This window comes from uncultured Sphingomonas sp. (genome assembly GCF_946477935.1).
Classification (GTDB): domain Bacteria; phylum Pseudomonadota; class Alphaproteobacteria; order Sphingomonadales; family Sphingomonadaceae; genus Sphingomonas.
On sequence record NZ_CAMLAC010000256.1, the window covers coordinates 1 to 4,748 of the forward strand.

Below are 4,748 nucleotides of genomic sequence, written 5' to 3' on the forward strand. Positions count from 1 at the left end.
GGCGGGGTTGCGGGAAGCCAAGGGCAGGTCCTCAGAGCAGTCGATGTCCGGATGATCGCAGACGCCTATGAGGCGAGCGCCCGCGCGATGCAACCCAGGAGCGCACCGCCTGCCCCTTCATCGCGCCGTCCCTTCCTTTCCCGGACCGGGCTTCTAACCGCACCTTAACCTGTTGGCGCCATATCGCTTGGCGATCAACAGGGGGATCATTCCTTGGACCATATCGACCTTCCGGCACCGACTACCATTGCCGCCACCATCGATCTCGAGGCACGGATTCGTGCGTTCGACGGCGGTGATGGCAATCTGCGTCGGCAGGCGGCCGAACTATGGGAACTGGTGGAACCGCGCGTCGACGACATCGTGGAGGCCTATTGGTCGCACTGGCGGCGCGCCCATCCCGACGAGGCCGAATGGACGGTACTTGACCGCGAACGCCGGGTGCTCGCCGGTCGTGCCTATATGCGCAACCGCCTGTGCAATCTCAGCGGTCGCGAATGGGTCGAGTCGCTCGAACGTTCGATCGCCTCCGCCTATGCCAAGGGTGTGTCCACCATGGAGGTGCTCGCCATGTCCTGCGCCAGCGACCGTGCAATGCTCGCGGCGCTGGTCGAGCAACTGCCGCCCGAAGATCCCCGCATGCGGTCCGCCATGGATACGCTGCTCCGCCTGTTCGGCATGGAGACCGAATTGACGGTCGAGCTGTTCGCCGGTTTCGCCGCGCATACCGCGCAACGGTCGCGCGAGCGGCTGGCCGTCGATTTCCAGGGCGGCATCGCCACCATGGTCGACTCGGCGACCGTCAACGGGCAGGATCTTCGTTCGCAGGCGCAGAACGCCTCCGCGGCTACCCGCGGCATGCTGGGCAAGTCCAGCGAGGTCGCCGCGGCCGCCGAACAGTCCGCGGTCGCCATGCGCGAGGCAGCGCAGACCGCCGCCGGTCTGATCCGCGCGATCGAGGATGCCCGCTCGGAGGTGGAGGCCGCGGCCGAGATCGCCACCCGCGCCTCGGCGCAGGCCAGCCAGGCGGTCGGCATGTCCGAAACCCTGTCGGATCATGCCAAATCGATCGAATCGATCCTGGGGCTGATCCGCGACATCGCCGGCCAGACCAACCTGCTGGCGCTGAACGCGACGATCGAGGCCGCCCGTGCCGGTGACGCCGGCCGCGGCTTCGCGGTGGTCGCACAGGAGGTGAAGAGCCTCGCCAGCCAGACCGCCCGCGCCACTGACGACATCGCCGCCAAGATCGCCGCCATCCAGGCAGCGACCCGCTCCACCGTGGATACCAATGCCTCGATCAAGGCGACCGTGGCAGAGGTGCAGGAATCGGCGGAGCGAATCCGCCACGCGATGGAGGCACAGGCCGGCACCGTCACCGCGATCACCGCGGCGGTCGACGAAACCGCGCTGGCCGCGGATTCCATGTCCAACACCATCGCCACGATCCGGGAGGATACCGAAAGCGTCGCGGACGAGATCGACGCGGTCGGTCGCGGCTTCGATCTGCTGGATGGCCGACTGGGCGATCTGAAGTCGAGCGCGGATCGCTTCATCGCCCGCGTCGCCGCCTGATCCGCCCCGGAAAAGCAGCAGATGGCAAGGCAGGACATCGCGGTCGGCACCTGGAGCAGCGCGGGGGAATCCACCTCGGCAATGCGCAATTACGACTGGGACGGCAGCGTCACCAGCACTTGCGCCGAAATCATGTCGTTGTTGACCGACGACGATATCGACATGATCTCGCGGACCTTTTGGGATCATTATCTCGGCCAGAGCGAATTGCGCGACCGGCGCTCGGTTCTTACCGCCGATCGGCTGCGCGCGCGGGTCGCCGGCAGCGCCCTCTACGTCCGCGAGAAATATGGCCGCCCGTTCGACCAGACGTGGCTGGACATGGCGGTCGGCTATGCGATGCGCGCCCGCGACAGCGGCGTGTCGCTGCGGACCCTGATGAACGCGCTCAACTATTCGCAAAGCCGCACGATGCACGCGCTGGAGCAGCGGGTGGCCGGCGACAGCGCGCGCATGTGCCGTCTGGCCGACATGACCGCGCGGATCTCGCTGGCCGAGGCGGGGATCATGGCAAGCGCGCTCGGCCGGGCGGACGCGATGCTGTCCAGAAACGATCGCCACGAACAGGCGGAGGCGTTTCGCCAGACCATTGCCGGCGCGATCGGCGACGCCGCGGCGCGCGGCGACAGCCTGCGCGAGCAGGCGAGCCAGGCCGCCGGTTCCACCACGCGCATGCTCGGCAAGTCGCATGAGGTGGCGATCGCCGCCGAACAGTCGGCGGTGGCGATGCGGGAGGCGGCACAGACTGCGGCCGGCCTGATCCGCGCGATGGAGGCCGCGCGCGAGGAAGTGGAAAGCGCCGCGGCGATCACCACGCGCGCTGCGGCCCAGGCGGACGATGCGGTCGCCCTGTCCGGCGCGCTGTCGGACCATGCCCGCTCGATCGAGTCGATCCTGGGGCTGATCCGCGACATCGCCGGCCAGACCAACCTGCTGGCACTGAACGCGACGATCGAGGCGGCCCGCGCCGGCGATGCGGGTCGCGGGTTCGCGGTGGTCGCGCAGGAGGTGAAGAGCCTCGCCAGCCAGACCGCGCGCGCCACCGACGATATCGCCGCCAAGATCGCCGCCATCCAGGCCGCGACCCATGCCACGGTCGAGACCAACGCCTCGATCAAGACCACCGCGGGCGATGCCCTGCTGATCTCGCAGCGGCTGCGCGGCGCGATGGCGGCGCATGCCCAGACGGTGATCGCGATCACCGCGGCGGTGGACGAGACCGCACTCGCCGCCGACTCGATGTCGGGCAGCATCGCCGCCATCCGCGAGGATACCGAGGCGGTCGCCGGCGAAATCGCGGCGCTCGGCGGCGGCTTCCAGGATGTCGACCGGCAATTGCACGACCTGTGTGCTGCGGCCGAGGTGTTTTCCGCCAGCGTCGGTTGACGCCGTCACGGCGCTTGCGGCAGGCGGGCGCCATGACCACCATTCTCCTGACCGGCTCCAGCCGCGGCATCGGCGCGGCGATCGCCGACAGCCTGTCCGCGGCGGACACCACCGTCATCGGCCATGGCACGGCCAGCGGCATCGCTGCCGACTTTGCCGACCCCGCCGCCCCCGCCGCGCTGTGGCAGGCGGCGCTCGCCCAGGCGGGCGGCGCGATCGACGTGCTGGTCAACAATGCCGGCGTGTTCGAGGCCGCTCCCCTCGACGCAGACGACTGGTCCGACCGGTGGGAGCGCACGATGCGCATCAATCTCACCGCCTCGGCCGAGCTGTGCCGTCTGGCGGTCCTCCACTGGCAGGAACGCCGCGCCGCCGGCTGGCAGGGCACCGGCCGGATCGTCAACGTCGCCAGCCGTGCCGCCTATCGCGGCGATTCGCCCGCCCACTGGCATTATGCCGCGTCAAAGGCGGGCATGGTGGCGATGACCAAGACGATCGCGCGCGGCTATGCCGGTGCCGGCATCCTCGCCTTCGCCGTCTGCCCCGGCTTCACCATGACCGGCATGGCCGAGGACTATCTCGCCAGCCGCGGCGGCGACAAATTGCTGGCGGACATTCCGCTCGGCCGCGTCGCCATGCCGGATGAGATCGCCACCACCGTCCGCTTCCTCGCGCTCGACGCCCCCGCCTCGATGACCGGCGCGGTGCTCGACGTGAACGGCGCCAGCTACGTTCGCTGAAAGGGCCATCATGAGCTGGAAACTCACCCTCCCCTGCACCCGCGCCGAGGCCGAGGCGATCGATGCCGCCGACGATCTCGGGCTGGATGCCGCCCCTGTGCTGATGACCACCGAGACGGTGGAGGACGATACCGAGACATGGCGCCTCGACGCCTATTTCGAGGATGAGCCCGACGCCGCCGCTGTTGCCGCGGTCCGCGCCCTGGTGCCCAGTGCCCGCGATACCGCACCCGCGCTGGAGGAACTCGGCGACGAGGACTGGGTGACGATGAGCCAGTCCGGGCTGGAGCCGCTGCGCGTTGGTCGCTTCTTCGTCCACACCGGCGCCCACGCCGCCGAGGTGCCCGAAGGTGGCCGCGCCTTTCTGATCGAGGCGGGCCAGGCGTTCGGCACCGGCCATCACGAAACCACCAGCGGTTGTCTCGCCATGCTCGATGCGATGGCGGACACGTTGGTGGCGAACGCGATCGACGTCGGCACCGGCACCGGCCTGCTCGCCTTCGCGGTGCGGCACCTGTGGCCGGAAGCGGCTGTGATGGCGACCGATATCGATCCGATGGCGATCGTCGTCACGCGCGAAAATGCGCAGGCCAATGCGATCGACGGCGTGGACTGCATCGTCGCGGACGGTGCACTGGCCGATGCGATCACCGCAAGGGCGCCCTATGACCTCGTCATCGCCAACATCCTGGCCGGCCCGCTCGTTTCCATGGCGCCCGAACTTGCCGCCATCGCCGCGCCGCGTGCCACCATCCTGCTCGCCGGCCTGCTGGAGACGCAGCGTGCCGACGTGACCGCCGCCTATGCCGCCTGCGGCTGCACGGTGGAGGCGGTCGACCACCGCGGCGACTGGAGCGTGCTGCGCCTGTCGGCCGGCGCCGAACGCTACGTCCCCGCCGCCCCCTTCGACCCCAAGGGCCGCGACGGCTGGGCGCTGGATCTGTAAAGCCGGACACCTTCATTCTGCCCGTTCCTGTCGAGCAGAGATCAAGCACGTTCGCTTTCGACTGGTCGTGGTCGCCCTCACCCTTCCGCGGCTGCGCCGCT

General features: G+C 69.3%; 4 protein-coding genes. All 4 read left to right on the top strand.

From position 1 onward, the window contains the following. Nucleotides 1-213: 213 nt before the first annotated feature. From Q0U08_RS17820 to Q0U08_RS17835, 4 genes are read left to right on the top strand one after another with little or no spacing between them, the layout of a single operon-like run. On the top strand, nucleotides 214-1,575 hold the full coding sequence (locus Q0U08_RS17820; protein WP_298092985.1) for a methyl-accepting chemotaxis protein: 1,362 nt from the start codon (nucleotides 214-216) through the stop codon (nucleotides 1,573-1,575). 21 nt (nucleotides 1,576-1,596) lie between these two features. Further along, the gene (locus Q0U08_RS17825) at nucleotides 1,597-2,961 is read left to right on the top strand and encodes a methyl-accepting chemotaxis protein (protein ID WP_298092987.1); all 1,365 of its coding nucleotides are present in this window, start codon (nucleotides 1,597-1,599) and stop codon (nucleotides 2,959-2,961) included. 32 nt (nucleotides 2,962-2,993) lie between these two features. After that, on the top strand, nucleotides 2,994-3,701 hold the full coding sequence (locus tag Q0U08_RS17830) for an SDR family NAD(P)-dependent oxidoreductase (RefSeq protein WP_298092988.1): 708 nt from the start codon (nucleotides 2,994-2,996) through the stop codon (nucleotides 3,699-3,701). Nucleotides 3,702-3,708: 7 nt separating this feature from the next. After that, complete coding sequence (locus Q0U08_RS17835; protein ID WP_298092989.1) at nucleotides 3,709-4,647, top strand: 50S ribosomal protein L11 methyltransferase; 939 nt, start codon at nucleotides 3,709-3,711, stop codon at nucleotides 4,645-4,647. Nucleotides 4,648-4,748: the final 101 nt, after the last annotated feature.

What these genes read in the sequence shown, in the direction of transcription:
- Q0U08_RS17830 (WP_298092988.1), top strand. Translation starts at nt 2,994, where the DNA reads ATGACCACCATTCTCCTGACCGGCTCCAGCCGCGGCATCGGCGCGGCG.
- Q0U08_RS17825 (WP_298092987.1), top strand. Translation starts at nt 1,597, where the DNA reads ATGGCAAGGCAGGACATCGCGGTCGGCACCTGGAGCAGCGCGGGGGAA.